This window comes from Nesterenkonia maliinae (assembly GCF_051262655.1).
GTDB lineage: Bacteria > Actinomycetota > Actinomycetes > Actinomycetales > Micrococcaceae > Nesterenkonia.
This window is the reverse complement of sequence record NZ_JBIMEY010000001.1, coordinates 817,545-841,653: the sequence shown is the minus strand read 5'-3', so window position 1 is coordinate 841,653 and position 24,109 is coordinate 817,545. Positions and strand designations below refer to the sequence as shown.

General features: G+C 68.4%; 20 protein-coding genes, 4 tRNA genes and 1 riboswitch. Of the genes, 19 read left to right on the top strand and 5 right to left on the bottom strand.

Annotation, left to right across the window (positions count from 1 at the left end):
• Positions 1-4: 4 nt before the first annotated feature.
• The 9 genes from ACHAA4_RS03845 (at position 5) to ACHAA4_RS03805 (ending at position 12,213) form a co-directional block, all read left to right on the top strand.
• Positions 5-859: a YggS family pyridoxal phosphate-dependent enzyme gene (locus ACHAA4_RS03845; protein WP_435772843.1), complete on the top strand. Its 855-nt coding sequence runs from the start codon at positions 5-7 to the stop codon at positions 857-859.
• 46 nt (positions 860-905) lie between these two features.
• Positions 906-1,556, top strand: a complete 651-nt coding sequence (locus tag ACHAA4_RS03840; protein ID WP_435772842.1) for a cell division protein SepF — start codon at positions 906-908, stop codon at positions 1,554-1,556.
• Positions 1,557-1,576: 20 nt separating this feature from the next.
• Positions 1,577-1,864 carry a YggT family protein gene (locus ACHAA4_RS03835; RefSeq protein WP_241464334.1) on the top strand — a complete coding sequence of 96 codons (288 nt, stop codon included), beginning with the start codon at positions 1,577-1,579 and terminating at the stop codon, positions 1,862-1,864.
• 187 nt (positions 1,865-2,051) lie between these two features.
• Positions 2,052-2,924: a DivIVA domain-containing protein gene (locus ACHAA4_RS03830; RefSeq protein WP_435772841.1), complete on the top strand. Its 873-nt coding sequence runs from the start codon at positions 2,052-2,054 to the stop codon at positions 2,922-2,924.
• Positions 2,925-3,017: 93 nt separating this feature from the next.
• The gene (locus ACHAA4_RS03825) at positions 3,018-3,608 is read left to right on the top strand and encodes a signal peptidase II (RefSeq protein WP_435772987.1); all 591 of its coding nucleotides are present in this window, start codon (positions 3,018-3,020) and stop codon (positions 3,606-3,608) included.
• On the top strand, positions 3,605-4,555 hold the full coding sequence (locus ACHAA4_RS03820) for an RluA family pseudouridine synthase (RefSeq protein WP_435772840.1): 951 nt from the start codon (positions 3,605-3,607) through the stop codon (positions 4,553-4,555). Before ACHAA4_RS03825 ends, ACHAA4_RS03820 begins: the two co-directional genes overlap by 4 nt.
• 2 nt (positions 4,556-4,557) lie before the next feature.
• Positions 4,558-8,094, top strand: coding sequence for a DNA polymerase III subunit alpha (gene dnaE / locus ACHAA4_RS03815; protein WP_435772839.1), 3,537 nt, complete (start codon positions 4,558-4,560; stop codon positions 8,092-8,094).
• Between the two features lie 105 nt (positions 8,095-8,199).
• Positions 8,200-8,703, top strand: a complete 504-nt coding sequence (gene nrdR, locus ACHAA4_RS03810) for a transcriptional regulator NrdR (protein ID WP_435772838.1) — start codon at positions 8,200-8,202, stop codon at positions 8,701-8,703.
• 336 nt (positions 8,704-9,039) lie between these two features.
• Positions 9,040-12,213: a helix-turn-helix transcriptional regulator gene (locus ACHAA4_RS03805; protein WP_435772837.1), complete on the top strand. Its 3,174-nt coding sequence runs from the start codon at positions 9,040-9,042 to the stop codon at positions 12,211-12,213.
• A 108-nt stretch (positions 12,214-12,321) separates the two neighbouring features.
• Here the strand turns inward: ACHAA4_RS03805 and rpe are convergent, their stop codons facing one another.
• From rpe to ACHAA4_RS03780, 5 genes are read right to left on the bottom strand one after another with little or no spacing between them, the layout of a single operon-like run.
• A complete protein-coding gene (gene rpe, locus ACHAA4_RS03800) occupies positions 12,322-12,975 on the bottom strand; it encodes a ribulose-phosphate 3-epimerase (protein WP_435772836.1) in 654 nt (217 codons plus the stop codon).
• A complete protein-coding gene (locus tag ACHAA4_RS03795) occupies positions 12,972-14,636 on the bottom strand; it encodes an RsmB/NOP family class I SAM-dependent RNA methyltransferase (protein ID WP_435772835.1) in 1,665 nt (554 codons plus the stop codon). The genes rpe and ACHAA4_RS03795 overlap by 4 nt, the downstream gene beginning before the upstream one ends.
• On the bottom strand, positions 14,633-15,805 hold the full coding sequence (locus ACHAA4_RS03790) for a methionyl-tRNA formyltransferase (protein ID WP_435772834.1): 1,173 nt from the start codon (positions 15,803-15,805) through the stop codon (positions 14,633-14,635). Before ACHAA4_RS03790 ends, ACHAA4_RS03795 begins: the two co-directional genes overlap by 4 nt.
• 16 nt (positions 15,806-15,821) lie before the next feature.
• Entirely contained in the window at positions 15,822-16,433 is a 612-nt protein-coding gene (gene def, locus ACHAA4_RS03785; protein ID WP_435772833.1) for a peptide deformylase, read from the bottom strand.
• A 13-nt stretch (positions 16,434-16,446) separates the two neighbouring features.
• Complete coding sequence (locus ACHAA4_RS03780; RefSeq protein ID WP_435772832.1) at positions 16,447-17,319, bottom strand: PD-(D/E)XK nuclease family protein; 873 nt, start codon at positions 17,317-17,319, stop codon at positions 16,447-16,449.
• Between the two features lie 190 nt (positions 17,320-17,509).
• Here ACHAA4_RS03780 and ACHAA4_RS03775 point away from each other — a divergent pair.
• The 10 genes from ACHAA4_RS03775 to hisF all read left to right on the top strand — a co-directional run bounded on the left by ACHAA4_RS03775 (position 17,510) and on the right by hisF (position 24,107).
• Positions 17,510-17,583: transfer RNA gene (locus ACHAA4_RS03775), tRNA-Gly, on the top strand.
• 121 nt (positions 17,584-17,704) lie between these two features.
• Positions 17,705-17,775 (top strand) — tRNA-Cys (locus tag ACHAA4_RS03770).
• 129 nt (positions 17,776-17,904) lie between these two features.
• A tRNA-Val gene (locus tag ACHAA4_RS03765) sits at positions 17,905-17,976 on the top strand.
• Positions 17,977-18,030: 54 nt separating this feature from the next.
• Positions 18,031-18,104 (top strand) — tRNA-Gly (locus ACHAA4_RS03760).
• A gap of 170 nt (positions 18,105-18,274) precedes the next feature.
• A riboswitch (FMN riboswitch) is annotated at positions 18,275-18,417 on the top strand.
• 110 nt (positions 18,418-18,527) lie between these two features.
• Entirely contained in the window at positions 18,528-19,604 is a 1,077-nt protein-coding gene (gene ribD / locus ACHAA4_RS03755) for a bifunctional diaminohydroxyphosphoribosylaminopyrimidine deaminase/5-amino-6-(5-phosphoribosylamino)uracil reductase RibD (protein WP_435772831.1), read from the top strand.
• Positions 19,586-21,568 carry a 3,4-dihydroxy-2-butanone-4-phosphate synthase gene (gene ribB / locus ACHAA4_RS03750; RefSeq protein ID WP_435772830.1) on the top strand — a complete coding sequence of 661 codons (1,983 nt, stop codon included), beginning with the start codon at positions 19,586-19,588 and terminating at the stop codon, positions 21,566-21,568. The genes ribD and ribB overlap by 19 nt, the downstream gene beginning before the upstream one ends.
• 70 nt (positions 21,569-21,638) lie before the next feature.
• On the top strand, positions 21,639-22,139 hold the full coding sequence (gene ribH, locus ACHAA4_RS03745; protein WP_435772829.1) for a 6,7-dimethyl-8-ribityllumazine synthase: 501 nt from the start codon (positions 21,639-21,641) through the stop codon (positions 22,137-22,139).
• A gap of 14 nt (positions 22,140-22,153) precedes the next feature.
• Positions 22,154-22,417: a phosphoribosyl-ATP diphosphatase gene (locus ACHAA4_RS03740; protein WP_106123386.1), complete on the top strand. Its 264-nt coding sequence runs from the start codon at positions 22,154-22,156 to the stop codon at positions 22,415-22,417.
• A 59-nt stretch (positions 22,418-22,476) separates the two neighbouring features.
• On the top strand, positions 22,477-23,328 hold the full coding sequence (hisG, locus tag ACHAA4_RS03735) for an ATP phosphoribosyltransferase (protein WP_435772828.1): 852 nt from the start codon (positions 22,477-22,479) through the stop codon (positions 23,326-23,328).
• 14 nt (positions 23,329-23,342) lie between these two features.
• On the top strand, positions 23,343-24,107 hold the full coding sequence (gene hisF, locus ACHAA4_RS03730) for an imidazole glycerol phosphate synthase subunit HisF (protein ID WP_435772827.1): 765 nt from the start codon (positions 23,343-23,345) through the stop codon (positions 24,105-24,107).
• Positions 24,108-24,109 lie beyond the last annotated feature (2 nt).

The following is a 24,109-nucleotide window of genomic DNA, read 5'->3' as shown; positions in this document are numbered from 1 at the left end:
CCCCGTGCAGACCAGCCCAGACCCAGCAAGCCCCGAACCGGCACGCCCCGATACAGCAACCCCCGATCCAGCGCGCCCAGAGCAGAGCGACGGCGCACAGGACCCGCGCAGCCAGGAGCTGGCGGCGAACCTCGCCGCGGTCCACGACCGGATCGACCGGGCCATGACCGCCGTCGGGCGCCAGGATCGGCCCCAGCTGATCGTGGTGACCAAGTTCTTCCCCGCCGCCGATGTGCTCCGGCTCCACCGGCTGGGAGTCCGCGACGTCGGAGAGAACCGGGACCAGGAGGCCGCCGCGAAGGCCGCCGAGGTCGCCCGGCTCCTCGGCTCCGCCTCGGAGGGCGCTGACGCCGCGGAAGACCCCACCGCCCCCGAGGATGTCCTGCACTGGCACTTCATCGGCCAGCTGCAGTCCAACAAGGTGCGCTCGGTCATCGGCTACGCCGACCACCTGCACTCCGTGGACCGCGGCTCCCTGCTCAAGGCACTCATCAAGGCCGCCCCGGACTTCGAGGAGCGGCCACTGACCTGCCTGATCCAAGTGGATCTGCGCGACCCGGTGCCTGCCGACGGCAGGGGAGGGGCTGACCCCGCCGTGATCGCCGACCTGGCGCAGCGCATCGCCGCCGCCCCGGGATTGGAGCTCGGCGGCCTCATGGCGGTCGCGCCCCTGGATGAGCCCGCCGCCCCCGCATTCCGCCGGCTCGCGGAGCTCTCCGCGCAGCTGCGTGAGGTCCATCCGCAGGCGGACATGATCTCCGCAGGAATGAGCAATGACCTGGAGGAAGCCGTGGCCCACGGTGCGACACACCTGCGGGTCGGCCGAGATGTCCTGGGTGAGCGTCCGCTTCAGCGATAGTCTGAAGGCTGCGCAGTGCAATTCAAACTTTCCCAGGAGAACCCTCATGGCCGGTGCCTTTAAGAAGACCATGATCTACCTCGGCCTTGCCGACGGAGACGACTACAGCGAGGACAGCTTCTCCAAGGAGCCCTCTTCGGTGACACGCAGCACCCAGGGTTCACATGCGGAGCCCAGCTCGGCGAACCGCAGCTCCTCAACCGTGGCCCCAGTCCGTGAGACGCCGGCGCCCACCAGCGCCACCTCCTCCACGCGGGGAAGCGAGGTCGTCGCCCTCGGCGTCGATCACGCCGATGACAGCTCACACGCGGGCCAGTACAACAGCTCCAACCTGGCCGTGGACCCGGACTACCGTGCCCCCGTCACCCCGATCAAGCGAGCCCCCTCATCCCGGGATGAAAGTTCACCGATGCGAAAAATCACCACCGTCCACCCGCGCTCCTACAACGACGCGAAGGTCATCGGCGAGTCCTTCCGGGACAGCATCCCGGTCATCATGAACGTCACCGACATGGGCGAGGCCGAGGCCAAGCGACTGGTGGACTTCTCCGCCGGGCTGGTCTTCGGCATGGGCGGATCCATCGAGCGAGTCACCAACAAGGTGTTCCTGCTGACCCCGAAGAACATCGAGGTGCTGGCTGAAGAGCGCGCCGCCGCGGAGACTCCGTCCTCGGCCCAGTTCTTCAACCAGAGCTGAACCAAGTACTCTTTTCAGCTGTGGATCTCTTAACCGCGCCCCTGTACCTGTTGCTGACCATCTACCAGTTCGCCCTGGTGGTCCGCATCGTCTTCGACCTCACCCAGCAGTACGCTCGCAGCTGGCGACCCAAGGGCTTCGCGCTCATGATCGCCGTCGGGGTGTACACCATCACCGACCCGCCGATTCGTTGGATCCAGCGCAAGGTGCCGCCGCTGAACCTGGGCGGGGTGTCTCTGGACATGGGCTTCCTGCTGGTGTTCCTGGTCGTGGTCATCGCCAAGATGGTGCTGCGCGGCTTCGCCTGATCCGGGACCGACCCACGCGCGAGGGGTCCAGCGCTGCGCCGCCGCAGGGCCCGCTCCATGCGACATGGAGGTCTGAAACCCGCGCTTGAAGGTTGAAGTCGAAGCCTGTGGAGTGCAGTGGGTATCCTGGGCGGTGACCCCCTGACCAGCTTCTCAGCTTTCCAGCCACTCGATGAGGTGATACCGCATGGCCCTGACCCCCGATGATCTCCTGAACAAGGAATTCCCCGAAACCAAGTTCCGTCCCGGTTATGACAAGGACGAAGTCGATGACTTCCTTGACGAGGTGGTCGTCGAATGGCGGCGCCTGACGCAGCAGAACGAGGAGCTCACCGCCAAGGTTGCGGCTCTGGAGGATCAGCTCGGCGAATCCCCGTCGAACCTCGAGCCCGACGAGCTCAAGGATGCTGGTCTCTCCGGCTACGCCGGGACGACCTCGATCATGACCGGTTCCGTAGACCGGTCCGCCGATGACCAGGAGTTTGCCCCGGGGACTCGGCCCGCGCAGGAACGTCCTTCGGCGGCTGAGTCTCCCGCGGATGCCACGGCGGTCTCGGCCACCGGGGTGCTGGCCATGGCCCAGAAGATTCACGACCAGTACGTGTCCGAGGCGGAGCAGACCCGGGACGCCTACATCGCTGAGGGCGAGGCCAAGCGCCACGAGTACGTCACCGAGGGTGAGCAGACCCGGGATGCCTACATCGCCGAGGGCGAGAGCACCCGCAGCGCCTACATCCTCGAAGGTGAGACCCGCCGCGACGAGCTGATCAGCACCGCCGAGGCCACGCACGCGCAGCTTCTCGCCGAGGCCGAGCGACGCCGCAACGAGATCGTCACCGAGGCCGAGACCCGCGCGGAGAACGTGATCGAAGAGGCGGAGCTCACCTCCACCCGCACGCTGAACGCGCTGGAGCGCAAGAAGGCGGACCTGGAGTTGAAGGTCGGCGAGCTGACCGGCTTCGAGCGTGACTACCGCGCCCGGCTGAAGGACTACATCGAGGGGCAGCTGGCAGATCTCAACAGCCGCGGCTCCATCGAGAAGGAAGCCACAGTAGGCTGACCCTCCCTGCCCGACGCCGGGCATCCCGAGGCGACACCTGGCCTGTAGAATCCAACGGTGTCGAAACAGCTCTCAGAAGACCATCAGCGGTCCATGCGAAACCCGTCCCGCCGAACTGCGCTCATCGTGGCAGCGGCCCTGGCGGTGTTCGCCTGGGCCGCTGATCAGTTAACCAAGGTCTGGGTCGAGACCACCATGACACTCGGGGAGCAGACCGAGGTGCTGCCCCCGGTGCTCTACTGGCGCTACCACCTGAACCCCGGGGCCGCATTCTCCATGGGCACCGACTACACCTGGATCTTCACGCTGATCATGATCGTGGTGCTCGCCTACGTCGCGCTCAAGAGCCGCCAACTCGGTGGCTCCTGGCTCTGGACGCTGGGCCTGGGCGGTCTCGCCGGCGGCGTCGCCGGCAACCTCACCGACCGGATCTTCCGCGCCCCGTCGATGAACGGGGAAGGGATCAGCACCTTTGGCCAGGGCCACGTCGTCGACTTCATCGCGGTGCCGAACTTCGCGATCTTCAACATCGCCGACTCCTTCATCGTCTGCTCCATCATCGGGATTTGCACCATGATGCTCTTCGGGCTCAACCTCGACGGCACCCGCGAGACGAGCGAGAAGAACGCCGACGCCGACAAGCCCAAGACCGCGACCACCGATGCTGCGGAGACCGACATATGAGCACCCGACAGATCGCAGTGCCCACCGAGCTCGACGGCGGCCGCGCCGACGCCGTGCTGGCCACCCTTTTCGAGGTCTCCCGCATGGAGACGACCCAGTGGCTCAAAGAAGGACTCGTCACCTGGGCGCAGGACCGCACGCAGGGACGCCCTGCCGGGCGCGCGGTGAAGAAGTCCGACCGTCTGCAAGCTGGAACAGAGCTCGCCGTCGTCGTGCCCGAGAAGCAGGACCCGCTCCAGGTGAGGATTGAAGCCGTGGAAGACATGACCGTGCTGCACCAGGACGACGAGATCGTGGTGGTGGACAAGCCCGTGGGCGTGGCCGCGCATCCCTCACCCGGCTGGACCGGTCCCACCGTGATCGGCGGGCTGCTCGCCGCCGGAGTGGAGATCTCCACCTCCGGAGCCCAGGAGCGCCGTGGGATCGTCCACCGGCTCGACGTCGGCACCTCCGGGGTGATGGTGGTGGCCAAGACCGAGCACGCCTACACCGTGCTCAAGGACGCGTTCCGTCAGCGCACCACCCATAAGAGCTACCACGCCCTGGTCCAGGGCCTGCCCGACCCGGTGGACGGCACCATCGACGCCCCCATCGGCCGGCACCCCGGCCACGACTGGCGCTTCGCGGTGCTCGACGGCGGCCGCGAGTCCCGCACGCACTACCGGCTGAAGCACGCCTACGGCCGGGCGAGCCTGATGGACGTCACCCTGGAGACCGGCCGGACCCACCAGATCCGGGTCCACTTCTCCGCGCTGGGCCACCCCTGCGCCGGAGACCTCACCTACGGCGCCGACCCGCAGCTCGCCGCCGACCTCGGCCTGACCCGCCAGTGGCTGCATGCGATGGAGCTCGGCTTCCACCACCCCGGCGACGGAGAATGGGTCAGCTACCGCACCGACTACCCCGCGGACCTGGCGCAGGCCCTCGAGATCCTGGAGAACGGCTGAGCATGGCAACCACCGGTGACTTCGTCCACCTGCACAACCACACCGAGTACTCGATGCTCGACGGCGCCGCCAAGATCGGCGAGCTCTTCGAGCAGACCCAGAACCTGGGCATGCCGGCGGTGGCGACCACCGACCACGGCTTCCTCTTCGGCGCCTATGAGTTCTGGAAGACCGCGCAGAACTACGACGTGAAGCCGATCATCGGGCTCGAGGCCTACTTGTCTCCCGGCACGCACCGCTCCGACCGCACCCGGGTCAAGTGGGGCGACGGGGTGATCGGGGAGAAGGACGTCTCCGGCGGCGGCGCCTACACACATATGACCATGTGGGCCGAGAACACCACCGGAATGCACAACCTGTTCCGAATGGGCTCGAAGGCCTCCCTGGAGGGCTACTTCTACAAGCCGCGCATGGACCGGGAACTGCTGCAGACCTACGGCAAGGGCATCATCGCCACCACCGGCTGCCCGTCCGGCGAGATCCAGACCAGGCTGCACCTGGGCCAGTACGAAGAGGCGAAGAAGGCCGCAGGCGAGTATCAGGACCTCTTCGGCCGCGAGAACTTCTACTGCGAGCTGATGGACCACGGCCTCGACATCGAGCGCAAGGTCAAACAGGACCTGATCAAGCTCGCCCGCGAGCTGAACATGCCGATGGTCGCCACCAACGACCTGCACTACACCCACCAGCACGACCACAAGGCCCACGGGGCGCTGCTGTGCGTGCAGTCGAACTCCACCCTCGATGACCCGAACCGGTTCAAGTTCGGCTCCGAGGAGTTCTACCTCAAGTCCGCCGCGGAGATGCGCGACCTCTTCCGCGACTTCCCCGACGCCTGCGACAACACCCTGGCCATCGCCGAGCGCTGCCAGGTGGAGTTCAACGAGGCCGCCTCCTACATGCCCCGCTTCCCGGTGCCCGACGGAGAGTCCGAGGAGTCCTGGTTCATCCAAGAGGTCGAGAAGGGGCTGCACTACCGGTTCCCGAACGGGATCCCGGACGAGGTCCGCAAGCAGGCCGAATACGAGATCGGCGTCATCACCCAGATGGGCTTCCCGGGCTACTTCCTGGTCGTGGCCGACTTCATCACCTGGGCCAAGGAGCAGGGCATCCGGGTGGGTCCGGGCCGCGGTTCCGGTCCCGGTTCGATGGTCGCCTTCGCGATGCGCATCACCGACCTCAACCCGCTGCAGCACGGGCTGATCTTCGAGCGGTTCCTCAACCCCGACCGCGTCTCCATGCCCGACTTCGACGTCGACTTCGATGACCGTCGTCGCTCCGAGGTCATCCAATACGTGGTCAACAAGTACGGCGACGAGCGCGTGGCCATGATCGTCACCTACGGCACGATCAAGTCCAAGCAGGCGCTGAAAGACTCCGCCCGCGTCATGGGGGAGCCCTTCGCCACCGGTGACCAGCTCACCAAGAAGATGCCGCCCGACGCCATGGGCAAGCCGATGCCCCTGGGTGACATCTACGACAAGAAGTCCGCCCGGTACTCCGAGGCCGCCGAGATGCGCGAGTTCGTCGACGCCGACCCGCGGATGACCGAGATCTTCAACCTCGCCTCGGGCCTGGAAGGGCTCAAGCGCCAGTGGGGCGTGCACGCGGCCGGCGTGATCATGTCCAGCGACCCGCTGATCGACATCATCCCGATCATGAAGCGCGAGCAGGACGGCGCGATCATCACGCAGTTCGACTACCCGATCTGCGAAAACCTCGGCCTGATCAAGATGGACTTCCTGGGGCTGCGCAACCTCACGATCATCTCGGACTGCCTGGAGAACATCGAGCTCAACAAGGGCGTGGTGATCGACCTGGAGAACCTCGAGCTCACCGACCGCGCCGCCTATGACCTGCTGGCCCGCGGCGACACCCTGGGCGTCTTCCAGCTCGACGGCGGCGGCATGCGTTCGCTGCTGCGGCTGATGCGCCCCGACAACTTCGAAGACATCTCCGCCGCCCTGGCGCTCTACCGGCCGGGACCGATGGGCGCGAACTCGCACACCAACTATGCGCTGCGCAAGAACGGGCACCAGGAGGCCACCCCGATCCACCCGGAGCTCGAAGAGCCGCTGCGCGAGATCCTGGGCACCACCCACGGGCTGATCGTCTACCAGGAGCAGGTCATGGCCATCGCGCAGAAGGTCGCCGGGTACTCCCTGGGCCAGGCCGACATCCTGCGCCGCGCCATGGGCAAGAAGAAGAAGTCCGAGCTGGACAAGCAGTACGTGAACTTCTCCGGCGGCATGGAGACCCACGGATACTCTGCGGCCGCGATCAAGGCGCTCTGGGACGTCCTGCTTCCGTTCTCCGACTACGCCTTCAACAAGGCACACACCGCCGCCTACGGGCTGATCGCGTACTGGACCGCCTACCTCAAGGCCAACTACCCGGCCGAGTACCTGGCCGCCCTGCTCACCTCGGTGGGTGAGAACCGTGACAAGCTCGCGCTCTACCTCTCCGAGTGCCGACGCATGGGCGTCACCGTGACCTCCCCGAGCATCAACGAGTCCGCGCTGACCTTCACCCCGGTCGGTGACGACACGATCCGCTTCGGCATGGGCGCGGTGCGCAACGTGGGCTCCAACGTGGTCGCCGGAATGGTCTCCGCACGGGAGGAGAAAGGCCCCTATGAGACCTTCGCCGACTTCCTCAAGAAGGTCCCCATGCAGGTGTGCAATAAGCGCACCATCGAGTCACTGATCAAGGCCGGCGGCTTCGACGAGCTCGGGCACACCCGCCGGGCGCTGGTGACGATCCACGAACAGGCCATCGACCAGGCGATCTCGGAGAAGAAGGGCTCTCAGGCGTATGAGACCGACCTCTTCGGCAGCGCCAACATGGAGCTCGGCGACTCGCTCTCGGTCAGCGTGCCTGACCTGCCGGAGTGGGAGAAGATGGACAAGCTCTCCTTCGAGCGCGAGATGCTCGGCCTCTACGTCTCCGACCACCCGCTCCAAGGCCTGGAACGGGTCCTGGCCCACCACGCGGATCGCTCGATCTCCTCGGTGATGGGGGAGGACGGACCGGCCGACGGCGCCGGCATCACCATCGCCGGAATGATCACCTCGCTGCAGCGCCGGGTGGCGAAGTCCTCCGGCAACCCCTATGCCCGGGCCGAGATCGAGGACATGGCCGGCACCATCGAGGTGATGTTCTTCGGCAAGACCTATCAGGCGGTCTCGATGATCCTGGCCGAGGACCTGGTGGTCTCGGTGAAGGGTCAGATCGACCGGCGCGACGACGGCAGCGTCACGCTCAAGGCGATGGACGTGGTCGTGCCGGAGATCAATGAGGACGGCAACGCCGGGCCCGTCGTCGTCTCGGTCTCCTCCCAGCGGGCCTCGGAGCACCTGGTCATGGAGCTGGGCCGGACCCTGCGCGCGCACCGCGGCACGTCCGATGTGCACGTGCGGCTGCTCTCCGGGGACAAGATCGAGCTGATGCGACTGGGCCACGAATACCAGGTCAGCCCTTCTCCGGCGCTCTTCGGTGACCTCAAGGTGCTGCTCGGCCCAGGCTGCCTGGAGCTCTGAGTGATGGTCGGGCACCCTCCGTCCCACCGGAGGGGAGCCCGGAAGTCACAACATCTTGTGGTCGGAGATTTGAAGCACACTATATGTGGTGGGTAGACTCGCCCCATGTACTGCCCCTATTGCCGCCATGACTCCTCCCGAGTCGTCGACTCCCGCATGCTCGACGACGGCTCGGGCATCCGCCGACGTCGGCAGTGCCCGCAGTGCTCCAAGCGCTTCACCACGATGGAGACCACCAGCCTCAACGTGATCAAGCGCTCCGGAGCGGCCGAGCCCTTCGACCGGTCCAAGGTGATCAACGGCGTGCGCAAGGCCTGCCAGGGGAGACCGGTCTCCAACGACGACCTCGCAGTGCTGGCACAGGAGGTCGAGGAGAACATCCGCGCCGCGGGCAACGCCGAGGTGGACGCCAACGACGTCGGACTGGCCATCCTCGGCCCGCTGCGCCGGCTCGACGTGGTCGCTTATATGCGCTTCGCCTCGGTGTATCGCGGCTTCGAATCGCTGCAGGACTTTGAGAGCGCGATCGAGGAGCTGCGCCGCGAGGAGCTGCACGGACCTTCAAGTTCAGGTGCAACCGTGGTCCAGCCGAGATTCGGATTCCGTTAGACTCATACATGTGCCGGTGGTGCTCTCTTCTGGGGAAGGTTGAGAGCACCACCGGTTTTTTCATGCCGAGAACCGTCCCGGTCATGCTGTGGGATACAAGAACCGCAGCAGAGCCGGAGGCGGACTGGCCCCGGACGCACTGATGGTCCGGAGAGAACCCCCTGAACTTTCTCTCCGGACCACCTGCGCCTCCGAAGAGGCCCCTTCATTACACGCCCCCTGCGCGGCGCGGCCGCTCAGATGACGCAAAACCACGTAGTCGGACTCTGGAAACCCAGTAGAAAGTACGGGCCGGTATACTTCCGGACAACTTTTCCATCGAAGAAGGGGCCCAAAGTGCACCGCAGCGGTCCGTTCGTGGGCAGGCGCAAGGAGATCGCGCTGATCCGCCAGGCCGCTGATCGCGCGCGGATGGGCAAGGCCCAGTTCGTGGTCATCGAGGGGTTCACCGGAGCTGGGAAGAGCCGGCTGCTGCACCAGGCCATGGAGGGCGTCCCCGAGTGGGACGAGCGCACGATCCTGCTCGATGAGTCTTTCACCGACCACGCCGGATCCGCCATCCGGCACCTTATGGGAGCCGATCCCGCCGATCCCGCCGATCCCGCCGACCTGGAAGACCTGCTGGCCACCGGGTTCGACGCCGCGCGGAGCCTGCAGCGGGTCTACCTGATGAGCGTGAAGAACCTGCACCTGGTCGATGAGGTCTCCGCCGACGCGCTCTGGCGTGGGCTGAGCATCTTCCAGGACGGCCCGGTGCTGACGGTGCTGAGCACCCATGGTTCTGCGCGCCCTGAGGTTCAGCGGCTCATCCGGTTGGCTCGGGCGAGCCCTCGGGGCACCTATATCGCCTTGCAGCCGCTGCGGCTGCGGGAGGTCGGCGAGCTGCTGCAGGCGCACTCCCAGCTGCCCATCGCAGAGTCGGTGGCTGCGCAGGTGCTGCGTGAGACCGACGGCTATCCCGGACTGGTGGAGCAGGTGGGGCGCTGGCTGCGCCGGGTCCCTGCCGGCGCGCGCAGCATCGACCAGGCGCTGGCCGCCACGGTGCGGTCTGCAGACTACAGCGGGATGCATCGTGATGTGCTGACCCAGATGGCCGGTCTCCACGACGCGGACCGCCGGGCCGTGGCGCTGCTGGCCGCCGCCGACACCGCCTTGAGCCGGAACCAGCTCGAGACGGCGCTGGGAGCCGTCGTGGACCCCGCCGCCCTGCTGGGCACCTCGCTGCTCGACTGGGAGGAGCTCACCGGCGGCTATGCGGTGCAGCGCCGCTCACTGAGCCGAGCGGTGCTCAGCGGCACCTCCGAGGAGGACCAGGCTCAGCTTTTGCTCGCGGTCTCCTCCGTGCTCCAGGGTGAGGACTCGGTGCGTCACCTGGCCGAAGCCATCCGACGCGACTCCACGGTGGGCGACGCCGCGGAGGTCATCGGTCAGCTGCGCAACTACGCGCTCCAGGCCGCCCGGCGTCATGATCTCCCCGAAGCTTTCGACCTGGCCTGGGCCGCCGTCTCGATGGCCCTCGACGACACGGACTCACTCACCCTGCTCGCCGCCCTCGCCGTGCGGACCCACCGGATCTCTGCCCTGCTAGCCCTGGAGTCCGCGATGCGGGCGATGCCAGAGTCGACCTGCCGCTCTGGCATCCTGGCGCTGATGCTCCTCGAACAGTCAGACCTCGACGGTGCGCTCCAAGAGTTGGAGTCGGTGACCCCACAGCCCGATCGGGGGCTGCCCCTCTACGTCGAAGCCGTCGTCGAGGCCAACGCCAGACTCTACGCCCTGGGGCGGCGCGGTCGCGGCGCCGCCCTGGCCAAGCAGATCTCCGCCGTGCTGGCTGCCGTCCCGGACAGTCCGGAGGCCCAGAACCTCATCGGTGATATCTGGACACCCGCACAGCTGCAGGGCCTGAATGCGATGAACACCCTGTGGCGTGAGATCTCGGCGGTGGACCCCACCGATGCCCACGCCATGATCGACCGGGTCTCGGTGACCCTGGCGGCCCTTCGGGGCCGATCCGGGGTCGAACGCTACGAGGGGTCGATGTACGCGGTGCGCGGCGCCCTGTACCGGCAGCTCGGCGAGCAGGGCAGTGCCTACCACGATCTGAGCGCCGCCGCCGCCCAGGACGGGACCAGCAGCTATGTCATGTATGCCCGCTCTCAGCTGGCCCTGCTGCTCTTCAGCGCGGCGTACTGGGACGAGGCCGAAGAACTGGCCGATCGCGCCGCTGGTGAGGCGCTGGCCCGCGGTGAGAACGCCGTCTCCCACGTCGCCTACGCGGTCTCGGCCGTGGTGCCGGCCGCCCGCGGCGAGGAGGAGAAGGTCCGAGCCAGGCTGGAGGTGCTGCAGGAGAGCCCCTTCGCGAAGGGGCCCCTGATCACCGGGACCATCGACTGGGTCCAGGCCTGCCTGGCGGCCTCGCAGTCCGATTATCCCGGCGTCGCCAGGAACCTGCTGAGCATGCGCAACGACGGCACCGCATGGTGGGCGACGGAGCCCCAGGCGGTGAGCATGCTCGCCCGGGCGCTGCATGTCAGCGGCTGGGCGGCAATGCTGCCGGCGCTGCTGCGCAGCGCCGAAGGCGACGCCGCCGGACTGGACTTCCAGCGCACCCTGACCACGCCGTATCTGCGCGGATTCGAACGCTGGGGCGCCGACGCGCCGCGCGAGGCGATGGAGAGCTTCCTGGAGGCCCTCCGCGGCTACGACGCGGCGGAATCGATCCGTCCCACCCAGCTTCCCGGGGAGGGAGGCGGGTTTCGGATCTTCCGGGCGATGCTGGGCATTGACATCGCGACCCTGACCGCGGCCTACCCGCAGGAGCTGTCCCGGCACCGGGCCACAGCGCTGGAGCTTGCCGTGTGGTCGGCCTCGGTGCTGCAGTCATGCGACGCCGATGCGCAGCTGGAACGGGCCAACCAGCTGATGGAGACGCTGCGCCCGCGGCTCCAGTCCGGTGGGGCCCGCGGCGTCGGATCGGCAGGCGCAGCTCCGGTCGGCCCGAGCGCCCTCTGGTCGGGCGTCTCCGATCCTGGCGCAGCCAGGCGTGACGCCGCGACGGCAGACTCCGGAGCGGGCCCGGCCGCGCCAGGGCAGGCCGGAACCAGGTCGACCGCTATGGGTTCGACGATGCGTGGGTCGGCCAGGACGGCGGCGCCGGGGTCGGGTGCGGCACAGGTGGCCGCGACACGGGCGGCAGGGTCCGGCGGTGGGGCGGCTGGCGCGACGTCGTCGGCGGGTTCCAGAACTACGGACCGGGTCGTCAGCTGGGTCCCCGAGGACCCGTCGGCGAAGCCGGAGCCGGTGCTGAGCCTACGTGCGCAGGAGGCGCTCAGCGGCCTCTCGAAACGCGAGCGGCAGGTCTCGATGCTGGTCTCCGAGGGACGGACCAACCGGGAGGTCGCCGAGCAGCTGGTGCTCTCGGTGCGCACAGTGGAGTACCACGTGGCCAATGCGATGGCGAAGCTGAAGATCCGCTCCCGCCGCGAGCTCCGCGGACTTATCGGCAGCTGAGCTTCGGGGCTGAGCCCCGGAATGAGGCGACGGAGCCCCGGAACTGGGCACGGGACCCGTCCGGCGCGAGGGTCAGCCGGGCCTGTCCGCGGCTCTCAGCGTGCAGTCTCAGCTGGCCAAGCGGCGAAGCTCCGCGATCGCCGAGGCGGCGTCGTCGGCGGAGTAGACCGCTGAGCCGGCGACGAAGGTGTCCGCGCCGGCCTCGGCCGCCCGCTGGATCGTCTCGGTGCTGATCCCGCCGTCGACCTGCAGCGCCACGGTCCCGCCGAGGTCGTCCACGGCCCGGCGGGCGCGGCGGATCTTGGGCAGGATCAGGTCCAGGAAGCTCTGCCCGCCGAAACCGGGCTCCACGGTCATCAGCAGCAGCATGTCCAGCTCGCCGAGCATGTCCAGGTACGGCTCAATCCCGGTGGCAGGCTTCACCGCCATCGCCGAGCGGGTGCCCTGCGCGCGCAGCTCGCGGGCGAGCCTGATCGGGGCCTGCGCCGCCTCGGCGTGGAAGGTCACCGATTCACAGCCGAGCTCTGCGTACTGCGGCGCCCAGGTGTCTGGATCCTCGATCATCAGGTGGATGTCCATGGGCAGCTCGGTGGCCGCGCGCAGGGACTTCACCACCGGCAGCCCGATGGTCAGGTTCGGCACGAAGTGGTTGTCCATCACATCGACATGCACCGCGTCGGCGGAGCTGATCCGGGTCAGCTCGCTCGCGAGGTTGGCGAAGTCGGCGTTGAGGATGCTGGGGTGGATGCGCGGGCTGATCACAGGGTGATCCTACCGTCGGGGGTCTCCCCGGCAGATTCTTCACCCGACGCGGGCACCTGGAGCGGGCGCTGCAGCAGCGCGAAGAACATCGCGTCGGTGCCGTGCGCGTGAGGCCAGAGCTGCACACAGCGGGCGGCGGTCTCCGTCGTGGCGGTCGTGGCGGTCTCGCGCAGCAATGCCGCTCCGGCGTCCTCGGCGGCGGCGCGCATCGGCTCATGGGCATCGAGCAGCACCAGTTCGGGGTGGCGGCGGAGCAGGTCGTCGACCTGGATCACAGTCTCGGCCATATGCGGGGAACAGGTCACGTAGGCCAGCAGCCCGCCCGGAGCGAGCACGCCGACGGCGGCGTCGAGGAGTTCCTGCTGGAGCGCGGTGAGACTGGAGAGGTCTCCGGGAGTGCGCCGCCAGCGGGCCTCGGGCCGGCGTCGCAGGGCGCCGAGACCGGTGCAGGGGGCGTCGACCAGGATCCGCTGATAGCCGGACTCTGGCGAGTCCTCCGCGATGGTCCGGCCGTCACCGGTGCGCACCGTCCAGGCCTTCGCGTCCACCGGCTCCAGGGCGTTGGTCACGAGCTTGGCGCGGTGGGCGGCGGGCTCGTTGGCCAGCACCGAGGCGCCGCGCTGGGCGGCGAGCGCGGCCAGCAGCGCGGCCTTGCCACCGGGGCCCGCGCAGAGGTCGAGCCAGCGCTCGGCAGTGCTCGATCCTTCCGTGGTGTCTGCCTGATCGGGGAGCTCGGCGGTGGCCAGGGCGCGGGTGACCCACTGCGAGCCGATGTCCTGGACACGCAGCTGACCCTCCCGGGTGCCGGGCAGCCGGGCGACATCTCCGCCGCGGAAGATCGCGGCCCCGGTCAGCGCCGTGGACGCGACGGCGCCGGCCTCCTGCGCGCTGCGCAGCCGGTGGCCCTGGGTCGGGCCGGTCCCGGGAAGCTCGACCAGGTGGACCTCTGGGGCGGCGTTGTCGGCGCGCAGCAGCGCCTCCAGCTCGGTGCCGCGGCCATGCAGGCGCAGCGACTGGCGCATCGCGCGCACCACCCAGGCCGGGTGGGCGTGGGTCAGCGCGAGCGCATCGTCGCCGCTGAGCTGCCGGTCCTCGGCGAGCTTCTCGGTCCATTCGTGCAGCGTCTTGGCGCTGACCTTGCGCAGCACGGCGTTGACCAGTCCGCTGGGTCCGGCACCGATCTCGGCGCGCACCAGCGCGACCGTCTCGTCCACGGCGGCGTGGGTCTCGACTCGCATGTTCAGCAGCTGATGCGCCCCAAGACGCAGCGCGTCCAGCACCGGGGCGTCGAGCTCGCTCAGCGGACGGTCCACGCAGGCGCTCAGGATCGCGTCGTAGGTGCCGGTGCCGCGCAGCGTGCCGTAGGTCAGTTCGGTGGCGAAGCCGGCGTCGCGCTTGTCCAGGCGCTTAGCCCTGATCTCCGCGGGAAGGGTCAGGTTGGCGTAGGCGTCGTCGCGGCTGACTGCTCGCAGCACCATGAACGCGGTGAGCCGCGCAGGATCGGCGCGGCGCTTGCGCTGGGCAGGAGCCGCGGCGCTGAACCCGCGGACGGCCGGGCCCCTGCCCTGCCCGGAGGCGGCCTTCCCGCCGCGGTTGCGCTCGCGACCCGACGCATTCCTGCGGCTGGGCGGCTGTGCTGCATCTCGGCCGCTGTGGCTCATCGGGTGCGCTCTTCCATGGGGGTCGTCGGCATCTGGGAGGTCGTGGAGGAGTTGGGGGCCGTGGCTGAGGACTGGGGATCCTGGGCGGCCCGGGCCTGTTCAGAAAGTACCTGGTCCGGCCTGTCCTGCTCGGCGCCTCCCAGCAGCACCTGGCCGTGGAGGCCGCGGTACCAGTCGATCGCGTTGAGCATCTGCTTGCCTGCGGGCTGGACGCTGGTGAGCACCAGATCGACCCCGTCTCCGGCGCGGAAGCCGATCACCGGGTCGGCCCCTGCCTGCTCCGGGTCGAGCTGACGCACCTCACCGACCAGCACCTTACCGACCTGGGAGGCGTCCGCCGCCGCTGCCTCGGGGCGGTAGAGCCGGGCGACGCCGAACTTGATCCGGTGCTCCCCGTTCAGCGTCCAGGCGCCGGGCTCGGGGATGGTCGCGTTGATCTGGTTGACCAGCTCAGCGGCCGGACGGCGGGGGTCGATGAAGGCGTCGTCGCCGGTGAGCTTTGGGGCGTAGCTTGGCTCACCGACCTGCTCCTGGGACACGGAGGTGCCGGCCAGCAGGTCCGGCAGCAGCACCATCAGCAGCGAGGCGCCCAGGACCGTGAGCTCCTCCAGGACCGTGCCCGCTGAGGTGGCTTCAGCGATCTCGTAGTGGCAGATGCCGTGGATCGGGCCGGTGTCCATCCCACGCTCGAGCTGGAACACCGTGGCCGCGGTCTCGGTCTGCCCGGCGAGCATGGTGTGCGGCACCGGTGCCGCCCCGCGATGCAGCGGAAGCCGGGAGTAGTGCAGGTTCACCCAGCCGCGGGCAGGAGCCTGAAGGGTCGCAGCCGGCAGCAGGGCTCCATAGGCGACGACGACGCCGAGCGTCGCCTCGACTGCGGTGAGCTCGGCGGTGACCTCGGCATCCACCGTGTCGGCCTTGATCACCGGGATCCCGGCCTCGTCGGCGACCTGCGCCACGGGGGAGGGGGTCAGCGTGCGTCGTCGTCCGACCGGGGCGTCGGGGCGGGTGAGCACCGCGGCCACCTCGGCGCCCGAGCGCAGCAAGGTCCGCAGTGCGGTGGCGGCGATCTCCGGGGTGCCGGCGAAGATGATCCGACCTGGACCGGGTGTGGTGCCGCGCGTCTCCGCGCGTGCGGCGGCCAGAGTGTCTTCGGTGAACTGCTGCATGGTCTGTCGTGGCCTTTCAGGAGGCGAAGAAGCTGCTGTGGCTGGTCTTGCGGGAGCCGAGGGTCTGATCGATGGCCTGACCGTACTCGCGGGAGCGCAGCGCGCGGACGGCGGCGACCTTGTCCGCACCGGTGAGGCGGTCCACGAAGAGCCGTCCGTCGAGATGATCCACCTCATGCTGGAAGCACGCGGCCAGAAGTCCGGTGGCTTCATGACGCACCGCAGAGCCTTCCGGGTCCGTGCCGGTCAGCAGCACCCGCTGTGAGCGCGTCACCGGGGCATAGATGTCCGCCACGGAGAGGCACCCCTCGCGAAGCAGGTTCTCGCCCTCGGCGGGGCCCTCATCGGGCTCGCGCGCGGTGAAGCTGCGCTCACCGAGCAGGCTCAGCTCGGGGTTGATCACCGCCCCGCGCTCTCCGGCAACGTCGAAGGTGAAGATTCTGCGGCTCACCCCGATCTGCGGGGCAGCGAGTCCGATCCCGGCGACGGCGTCCATGGTCTCGAACATGTCGGCGATCAGCTCGGCGGTGCTGCGATCCACTGCAGCCCCGGCCCCTGCTGTCGCCACGGTGGTCGCAGGGGTGCGCAGCACCGGGTCGCCGATCATGCGGATGCTCAGGACAGTCATAGGGCACATTCTGTCATTGTTCAGGCGCTGTCCTGGCTGGTGCAGGCACCGGCGGCGGGGCGATCGGGCGCAGGGCGGTGCCGGCTGCCGCCGCGGATCTGCTGTGCTCCCAGACCTGACGCAGCGCCCAGAACTTGTGCCAGTGTGATTTCAGCACCGCAGGATTCGCCTGGTTCGGCACCACCTCCGCCTCGGAGACCGCGACCGCCAGCAGGATCGGGTCGTTGCCGTAGGGCCAGGGCTTCCATTCCCCGGACCGGGCGTCGACCAGCATCTCCTCGGCCTGCATGCCGGCCACGAGCTGCATCACCACGGAGTCGCTCAGCGGCTTGGCCCGGCCGTCCCGGCTCAGTCCCTTGGTCTTGAAGTCGATGATGCAGGTGCGTCCGCCGATATCAGCCACCAGGTCCAGCGTGCCGGCGTAGCCGAGGGTGTGGTTCCAGACCGTGACCTCGGCGGCGAGCGGCGTCACGCCATAGAGCTGCCACCATTCGTCGAAGCGGTCAGCGAAGCTGGTCTCCCGGTGTTCGGCGAGTGCCTCGCGGGCCGCGCCCGCCCCGTGGGCGACGCCCAGGGCCTCCAGTGCCACCTGCTCGGCGTAGTGATGGACCCGGTCCCCGCGGGCAGCTGCGGCGTCACGGAAGCGCTCGGCCGCAGAGGAGGCCTGGCGTGCAAGTCGCTTGAGCTCCGCGGGGGAGCCCACGGCACTGGCCAGACGCTGGTCACCGGCGAGCTCGGCGCTGGCCATATGGCCAGCCCACCCGGTCAGGTCTTTGTGCTCCTGCGAGATCACCGTGGTGATCGAGGGCACCTCGGGCGTGCCGCCGATGGAACGGGAGTACATGCGGCCGTAGTCTGTGGCGTGCGCGAGGCTTGGCTGTGTCATCGACTCCAGTCTGCCACCTGGCGGGGACACGTCCGCAGGCCAGCCCCCGAGCGCGCCCGGCAGCGCCCGACACCCGCCCGGCAGCGCCGCAGAACAGGGGTTCGAGGCCCCGATTGGACGAGCGGCAGAGACCTGCGCTATCGTTTCAAGTCGTTGAAACGCCGCGAAAAACTGCGGCCGGGACAGCACTGCGGATGTAGCTCAGCTGGCTAGAGCATCACCTTGCCATGGTGAGGGTCGCGAGTTCGAATCTCGTCATCCGCTCGCAGGAAACAGCACGTGAGTATGAGAGGATTCATGACGGATCCTTTCTAAGGTGTCAGGGCCTGACCAGGCCTTACCACTGAACGTCGACCGAAGGCTCGTGAAGTCAGACGTTGACTGCGGTGGGGTGGCCGAGTGGCGAGGCAGCGGCCTGCAAAGCCGTTAACGCGGGTTCGATTCCCGTCCCCACCTCGCAGGTGAGTCCGGTTCGCCGGGCGCAATGACATAGGGTTGAGAACACGACAGAGCTGAACCCGCGTAGAATGACAGCAACAGAATAAGCAGAACAGAACGCCATGGTGGTGGAGATACCACTTATAGGCGCGATTAGCGCAGCGGTAGCGCGCTTCCCTGACACGGAAGAGGTCACTGGTTCGATCCCAGTATCGCGCACTGAGTGCAGGAAATGCGGCCGTCCTTCGGGACGGCAGGGCATCCTGAACTCATGCGGATGTAGCTCAGCTGGCTAGAGCACCACCTTGCCATGGTGGGGGTCGCGAGTTCGAATCTCGTCATCCGCTCAGATGGGTCGCCCGGCAGGCGACAGACCATGAGGGCCCGAGACCACCAGGTCTCGGGCCCTCTTGGTGTCTGCCCCACCCGCGAGATCAGGCCATGCGAAGCAACGTGTCACTCTGAAGCGGCATCGAGCCCGCCCACACCGCGCATGTGGCACACTTGAAGCTACACATTTCGTGCTCCGGGATCGGTGAAAGTCCGAACCGGCGGTCATAGTCCGCGACCCGAGTCCTGCCCAGTCCGCTGAGCAGATCTCGGTTGAATCGGTGAAATTCCGGTACCGACAGTCACAGTCTGGATGGGAGAAGCACGAGAGCCCCTGTGGCCGCCTTCGCGAACCCGCGGGTCGACCACCTGGGCTTGACCGGCGCCACCGCGGCGTCGGCCTCCCCGGAGTGCGTCGACACGCTGGGAAGGACGATGCGGTGCCAGATGAAGCGGTGATGCGCCAGGCCCTCGAGGCCGCCATCCGCGGCACTCGTGGAGCGAATCCGCTGGTCGGTGCCATCCTGGTCTCTGCCGCAGGAGAGGTGCTGAGCACCGGTCACCACCGCGGAGCCGGAACCTTCCATGCCGAGCGCGACGCGCTCGAATCCTACGCCCGCGCGCATCCGGCCGGGGCGGACCTGCGCACAGCCACTCTCTACTCCACCCTTGAGCCCTGCCGACATCAGGGCCGCCAGCCCGCCTGCACCCGTCTGATCCTCGACGCCGGTGTGGGACGTGTCGTGCACGGCGCCTCGGATCCCTCGAGCAACGGCGGGGGAGCCGATGTGCTGCGGCGCGCCGGACTCGACGTCGTCTCCGGGGTGCTGGAGCAGCAGTGCGAGGCGCTGAACCACCGCTGGGTCGCAGCCGCGGCGCAGTCCCGCCCCTTCGTCACCGCCCATCTGGCGCAGACCCTGGACGGGCGGATCGCCGCACCGGACGGCACCAGCCAGTGGATCACCTCCAAGGCGGCCCGCGACCACACTCATATGGTGCGCAGCCGGACCGATGCGATCCTGGTCGGCACCAACACCGTGGCCGTGGATGACCCCCGGCTCACCGCGCGCACCCCGACCGGCGAGCTGACCCTGCGTCAGCCGCTTCGCGTGGTCATGGGGATGACCCCGGTGGGGCCTGCGCAGAAGCTGACCCAGGGCCTGCCCGAGGGGGATGGCTGGCTGCACCTGCGCACCCGTGACCCGCTGGCCGCCCTGCAGGAGCTCGCCCAGACGACACATGGCGGCTATCCGATCAAGCACGTCCTGGTCGAAGGCGGTCAGAGCGTGCTCTCGGCCTTCTTCGCCGCCGATCTCGTCGATGAGATCTTCGCCTACCATGCGCCGCTGCTGCTCGGAGCAGGTCGAAGCAGCGTCGGCGACATCGGTGTGAGAACCCTGAGTGAGGCGCCCCGCTTCGCTCTTGACCCCGCTGACAGCGGGCCGGTGCAGATCATGGACTCCGATGTCTGTGTGCACCTGCAGCCGAAAGGAGACACATGTTCACCGGAATCGTGACTGGTCTAGGAGAGGTCCTTGCGCGTCGGTTCGATCCCGCCAAGGGTGTGGAGCGGCTGAGCTTCGCCGCCCCGGGACACACCGAGGGACTGGGTCTCGGCGGCTCGATCGCCGTCAACGGTGTCTGTGTCTCCGCGGTCGCCATCGAGGACGAGCAGATCAGCGTGGAGCTGATCCAGGAGACCCTCTCACGCACCACGCTGGGACAGCTCCAGGTGGGGGACCCGCTGAACCTCGAACGCTGCCTTCCCTCCGGCGCACGACTGGACGGGCACTTGGTCCAGGGGCACGTGGACGGTCTGGCCCAGCTGATCCTCGCCGACCCCCAGGACGGGCGGCATCGCTTCCTGATCAGCCCGGACCTCGCTCCCTACATCGCGGAGAAGGGCTCCATCGCGATCAACGGGGTCTCGCTGACCGTCTCCGCGGTCTCCGCGCCGGGATCCAGCGACCCCTTCTTCGAGGTGGGACTGATCCCGACCACGCTGGCCGAGACCACACTGGGCAGCACCGGCATCGGGGCCCAGGTCAACATCGAGGTCGACGTGCTGGCCAAGTATGCCCGCCGGATGCTCCAGTTCGACCAGCACCTCGCCGACGACGAGGCCCCCGCCGCCGAGCAGCAGGTCACGTCCGCACCGGCCATCCCGCAGCCGGAGACCCCGGCTCCGGTGCTGGACCGGATCGATGTCGCGCTCAACGAGCTCGCCGCAGGCCGACCGGTGATCGTCGTCGACGACGCCGACCGCGAGAACGAGGGTGACATCATCTTCCCCGCCGGGATGGCCACGCCCGAGCTGATGGCGCTCACCATCCGCTACACCTCAGGGGTGCTGTGCGCCCCGATGACCCCGGAGCGCGCCGAACACCTGGGGCTGCCTCCGATGGTGACCGACAACGAGGACCCCAAGGGCACCGCGTACACGATCAGCTGCGACGCGATCAGCGGAGTCAGCACCGGGATCAGCGCCGCAGATCGGGCGCTGACCGCTAAGGTGCTGGCGGACCCGGCGAGCACCGCCGCGGACCTCAGCCGCCCGGGACACATCTTCCCGCTGATCGCTGATCCCCGGGGTGTGCTGGGACGCGACGGCCACACCGAGGCCGCCGTGGACCTCTGTCGGCTCGCCGGGCTCCCCGAGGTCGGCGTGATCGCCGAGCTGACCCACGACGACGGCCGGATGATGCGTCTGCCGGCGCTGCGCGAGTTCGCCGATGAGCACCAGTACGCGCTGATCTCGATCGCGGACCTGATCGTCTACCGCGGCGGCACCCCCAAGCCGGGCACCGCGATGGATGCGGTCGCCGCAAGCTGGGAGGCCCCCAACGACGAGATCTCCAGGCTGGTCACCCCCGGACCGGTGGTCACTCTGCCCACCGACCACGGGGTCTTCGCCGCCCAGGTCTGGACCGAGCATGCCACCGGACATGAGCACATGCTGATCTCCGCGCTCTCCCAGGCGCCCGGTGAGGGCAGGGAGAGCGCCGAGCGGCCGCTGATCCGGATGCACTCCGAGTGCGTCACCGGAGACGTGCTGGGCTCGCGACGCTGCGACTGCGGCACCCAGCTGGCCTCGGCGCTGGAGTCCATCCAGCGCGACGGTGGGCACCTGCTGTATCTGCGCGGCCACGAGGGCCGCGGGATCGGCCTGGCCAACAAGATGCGGGCCTATAAGCTCCAGGAGCAGGGCGCAGACACCGTGGAGGCCAACGAGATGCTGGGCCTGGCCGCGGAGCTCCGCGACTTCTCCGGCGCCGCGGCGATCCTCTACGCCTCGGGCATCCGGAAGCTCATGCTGATGACCAACAACCCGCTGAAGGTGCAGACCCTGCGCGACGCCGGGCTCGACGTCGAGCTCGTGCCCTCCACCGGAGTGGTGCACGAGACCAACCGCCGGTACCTGGAGACCAAGCGCGACCGGATGAACCACACCCTCGACCACCTCCAGCTCCACGAGCAGTGAGCCTGAAGACCCTGGAGACTCTGAAGATGTCGACCAGCCCCGCACCGACCACCACAGCAGAGGAGCCCGCATGAGCGGCACCGGAACACCCCAGATCGAGACTGCAGAGCTTGACACGCTGCGCACCGCCGCCGCCGAGCAGAACCTGCGCGTCGCCGTCGTCGCCTCCCGCTGGCATGAGGTGGTCATGGACGGACTGATCGCCGGTTCACACCGCTTCTTCGCCGAGATCGGCCTCGAGGACGTCACCGTGATCCGGGCGCCTGGCTCCTTCGAGCTGCCGGTGCTCGCCTCCCACGCCGCGAAGAGCTTCGACGTCGTCGTCGCCCTGGGCGTGGTGATCCGCGGCGGAACCCCGCACTTCGACTACGTCTGCACCGCCGCCACCGACGGACTCAGCCAGGTGGCGCTGAGCACCGGGACCCCCGTCGGCTTCGGCCTGCTCACCTGTGACGACGAGGCGCAGGCGCTGGATCGCGCAGGCCTGCAGGGCTCCAAAGAGGACAAGGGCTTCGAGGCCGCGCACGCCGGCGTCGCCGCAGCCGTGGAGATCGCCGCGCTGAACCGGTGAGATACCCTGGAGCGGTGAAAACCTTCGATCAGCTCTACGCCGAACTTGCCCAGAAGGCCGAGACCCGCCCGGAGGGCTCCGGCACCGTCGCAGCCCTCGACGCCGGGGTCCATCAGATCGGCAAGAAGGTCGTCGAGGAGGCCGCCGAGGTCTGGATGGCGGCCGAGTACCAGAGCGACGAAGAGACCGCGGAGGAGATCTCCCAGCTGCTCTACCATCTGCAGGTCATGATGATCGCCAAGGGCATCGCTCCTGAGGACGTCTACAAGTACCTCTGAACCTCCCGGGCGAGTTCACCGACACCGCCATCACCTGCACACGAAAAGACGAGATCCCTATGCTGCGCATTGCTGTTCCGAACAAGGGTGCCCTCTCCGAGGCCGCCATGGAGATGCTCTCCGAGGCTGGCTACGTCCAGCGCCGCGACCGGCGCGAACTGGTCATGCTCGATGAGGAGAACGGGGTGGAGTTCTTCTACCTGAGGCCCCGCGACATCGCCGTCTACGTCGGCGCCGGCACCCTCGACGTCGGGCTGACCGGCCGCGACCTCTTCCAGGACGCCCGAGTCGACCACGGCGCCGAAGAGGTCCTCGGACTGGGCTTCGGCAAGTCGACCTTCCGCCTGGCCGGCCCCAAGGGCCGCTTCAGCAGTGCCTCCGACCTCGCCGGCACCCGGGTGGCCACCAGCTATGACGGCCTGCTGGCCCAGTGGTTCGAGGACCAGGGCATCCCCGACGTCGAGGTCGTGCACCTCGACGGCGCCGTGGAGACCGCCGTGCGGCTCGGCGTGGCCGACGCCATCGCCGACGTCGTGGAGACCGGCAACACGCTCAAGGCCGCCGGGATGGAGACCTTCGGCGATCCGATCATGCAGTCCGAGGCGATCCTGATCTCCGGCCGTGACCAGCACCCCGAGGGCCTGGACCGGCTGATCCGCCGACTGCAGGGCGTCCTCGTCGCCGCCCAGTACGTGATGATGGACTACGACGTGCACCGGGACCTGCTCCCAGCCGCCGCCGCGATCACCCCAGGCCTGGAATCACCGACCATCTCCCCGCTGGCGGATGAGAACTGGGTGGCCGTGCGCTCCATGGTGCCCGCGAAGAAGACCAACCAGCTGATGGACGAGCTCTATGACCTCGGCGCCCGCGCGATCCTGGTCTCCTCCATCCACGCCTGCCGGATCTGAGCGAAGGACGGCCGATGACACTTGCAGTCCGAGTCATCCCCTGTCTGGACGTCGACGCCGGTCGCGTGGTCAAGGGGGTCAACTTTGAGAACCTCCGCGACGCCGGGGACCCGGTGGAGCTGGCGCACCGCTACAACCGCGCCGGAGCCGACGAGCTGACCTTCCTCGACGTCACCGCCTCCTCGGCCGACCGGGAGACCACCTACGACGTGGTCACCCGCACCGCCGAAGAGGTCTTCATCCCGCTCACCGTCGGCGGGGGGATCCGCTCACCGAAGGATGTGGACCGGCTGCTGCGCACCGGGGCGGACAAGGTCTCGATCAACACCGCCGCGGTCTCCCGCCCCGAGGTGATCAACGAGATCGTCGGTCGCTTCGGCAACCAGGTCCTGGTGCTCTCCCTCGACGCCCGGCGCAGCGAGTCCACCGAGTCCGGGTTCGAGGTCACCACCCATGGCGGCCGGACCGGCACCGGCATCGACGCGCTGGCCTGGTGTCGCGACGCCGCCGACCGGGGAGTGGGGGAGATCCTGCTGAACTCGATCGACGCGGACGGCACCCGAGACGGCTTCGACACCGAGATGATCTCCGCGGTCCGCGCAGTCACCCGGGTCCCGCTGATCGCCTCCGGCGGCGCCGGAGTCCCGGCGCACTTCCCGCCCGCCATCGCGGCCGGCGCCGACGCGGTCCTGGCGGCCTCGATGTTCCACTTCGGCCCCGATGACATGATCGCCCAGGTCAAAGACGCCATACGATCCGCCGGCTACCCGGTGAGATGAGG